The sequence below is a fragment of the Candidatus Desulfolinea nitratireducens genome, from assembly GCF_982879505.1.
This window is the reverse complement of the sequence record NZ_CEYOSI010000330.1, coordinates 1-2,578: the sequence shown is the minus strand read 5'-3', so window position 1 is coordinate 2,578 and position 2,578 is coordinate 1. Positions and strand designations below refer to the sequence as shown.

Genomic DNA, 2,578 nt, shown 5'->3' with positions numbered 1-2,578 from the left:
GCCAAGGCGCCTTATGCACCCGCTCTCGAAATGGTTTATCCTGATCTCTAGATCAAAACTAAAGCTGGCTTCATTAAGAAGCCAGCTTTTTAGATATTAATGTTTCGGATAATGCGCATCACCGGCGATAGTATGTCTCCAGATTACCAGGATGGGGATTTTGTGTTTTTAATGAATCTCTTTCGGGGCCGCATCAAGAGGGGAGACGTGATCGTTTTTATAAATCAACTCTATGGCACACTGATCAAGCGCGTTGAAAAAATCACAGATGAAGGGATTTACGTCCTCGGAACAGGGGAAAACAGCCTCGACAGCCGCAGACTGGGGCCAGTAAATCCTGCTGCTGTGCAGGGGAAGGTAATTTGGCATATTCATCGTCGATAATATTTTTTCTGGGGGGCATTATACGGTTATAATCCCAGCTACTGGTTAGTTCTTGGTTTCATCTTCAAAATAAATCAACCTCGGACTTACGCATTTTTATTATCCTTATCGCAATGCTCTGCGTTGGGGTATTGTAAACAAGCCACAACGCAGAGCATTGTGGCGAGAAAAAAAGTGGATTGCGGAAATCCAACCCTTATGGAGAAATTACATGAGTGAAAGCACCCTCCTGATAGTATTTATATCCTTCGCAGTTTTGCTGCTAATAGGTGCAGTTTTTTTACGTAAACTGAGTGTGCGAGATATTTTTGATGATATTCCTTTATCTCCTAAAGCAGGATTTAATACATCCCTTGAAAAGTCCCCTTTTTCTGCTAAGAATACAACTTCTCTGAGAGAAAAACCGGCATTCAAACTTGATCGAAAAACGATCAATAATATTGGCAAAATTCTCGGCGTCATTGGCGCGATTATGCTTTTTGCTCCGCTGCCAGCCTCGTTAAATAATATCAGTATTGGAATAGCATTCCTCGGCTACCTGATTGCGAAGGCTACTGCACCTCCAAAGAAAAAGACAAGTTCGACGAGCCAAAATTCCACAGCGCAAAAAATCCGTCAATTGGCCACCAAACCCGAATATCAGGAAGCCATAAAACTTCTCTTTAGTGATATTAAAAATAATGAGCTTGTCACAGAGGAAGAAAAATATCAACGCTCTATACTTTACCTTCAAAAAAAGGGAATTCCTCAAGCTGAGGCCAAAGAGAATCTGCTGCTATTGACTACCTTACTAAATCGGTAAAAGAATTAAAAACACCTCTGAAATATTCAGCAATAAAACCTTGTGTAAGTTTACGGCTACACAAGGTTTTATAAATGTAGGAAACTTGGGATTAACCCAGATACTTCTTAAACCCGGCTACCGTTCTTTCCACAGCATCATCATCAATCCAGTTGTGAATAACAAGGCGATAACGTCGCTTTCCGGTTACACCAATGCGGAGACCGTGTTGCTTATGCATATGGTCTGCGACTTCGGATGTGGAATAATCAATATGATCGGCCAGATTCATAAAGATCATATTCGTATGAGGGGTACCTTTATCCAGGGATAGTCCAGAAACACCCGCAAGACCATCGGCCAGCTTCCGTGCCCGGGCATGGTCCTCGCCCAGACGCTCGGTCATTTTCTCAAGGGAGACAATTCCGGCTGCCGCAAGAACCCCGGCCTGTCGCATCCCGCCACCCAATTGTTTGCGCATACGATGCGCCTTTGCAATAAACTCTTTTGAGCCGCAGAGCACCGAGCCAACCGGCGCAGAAAGTCCCTTGCTCAGACAAAATGTGACAGAGTCAAATGGTGCAGCAATCTCTTTGGCAGATACCGATAAAGCCGCCGCAGCGTTGAAGACACGGGCGCCATCGAGATGATACGAGAGACCGTGTTTCTTTGCCAGTTCTCCAACCTGATTTGTATACTCCAGCGGAAGGACGGATCCCCCACATCGATTATGCGTATTTTCCAGCGCGATCAGACGGGTAACAGGATCATGGGGATCGCTGCCGCGGATACCAGATTCGATATCTTCGAGTGCTATCCTGCCATCATCCAGATTTGGAAGTTGCTGGGAATGAACGCCTCCCAACGCCGAAATACCACCTGCCTCATACAGAAAAATATGGGCTTTATTGCCCAAAATGACTTCATCGCCACGTCCGCAGTGAGAAAGAACCGCGATTAAATTCCCCATCGTCCCAGAGGGAACAAAAATCCCTGCTTCCTTTCCAAGCATTTCAGCCGCCATCTCTTGAAGACGATTAATAGTGACGTCCTCCCCGTAAACATCGTCGCCAACTTCAGCTTTTGACATCGCTTCCCGCATTTCTGGTGTTGGTTGTGTGACTGTATCAGAACGCAGATCAATTATTTTCATCAATATTGCTCCTCAATTTTTGCATTATTGAGCCCTCCTTTTATATTTTGTGAAGGGCTGTATATGAATAAATTTTACCCTAAAGACTCTTTTCCTGAGGTGAATGGAATTATATGAATAAGGGTTATCATTCTTGCTATATTTACAGCCTGTGTGGTATCCTGCACACCGACTGGCTGGTCTGGAAATTATTAATAGTATATTTGCTGTCCATTCGCTGAAAATATTTTGACATTTCTCAATTATCGGCTAGGCGAGTG

3 protein-coding genes are annotated in these 2,578 nt (G+C 44.2%); 2 read left to right on the top strand and 1 reads right to left on the bottom strand.

Annotated elements, in window-relative coordinates; translation table 11 throughout:
- The first annotated feature begins 99 nt into the window (after positions 1-99).
- Both AC3DOM_RS17365 and AC3DOM_RS17360 read left to right on the top strand, forming a co-directional pair.
- Positions 100-384 carry a S26 family signal peptidase gene (locus AC3DOM_RS17365; RefSeq protein ID WP_487920298.1) on the top strand — a complete coding sequence of 95 codons (285 nt, stop codon included), beginning with the start codon at positions 100-102 and terminating at the stop codon, positions 382-384.
- Positions 385-595: 211 nt separating this feature from the next.
- On the top strand, positions 596-1,186 hold the full coding sequence (locus AC3DOM_RS17360; protein ID WP_487920297.1) for a hypothetical protein: 591 nt from the start codon (positions 596-598) through the stop codon (positions 1,184-1,186).
- A 91-nt stretch (positions 1,187-1,277) separates the two neighbouring features.
- On the opposite strand, the gene ltaE is transcribed toward AC3DOM_RS17360, so the two are convergent.
- Positions 1,278-2,318, bottom strand: a complete 1,041-nt coding sequence (gene ltaE / locus AC3DOM_RS17355) for a low-specificity L-threonine aldolase (protein ID WP_487920296.1) — start codon at positions 2,316-2,318, stop codon at positions 1,278-1,280.
- Positions 2,319-2,578: the final 260 nt, after the last annotated feature.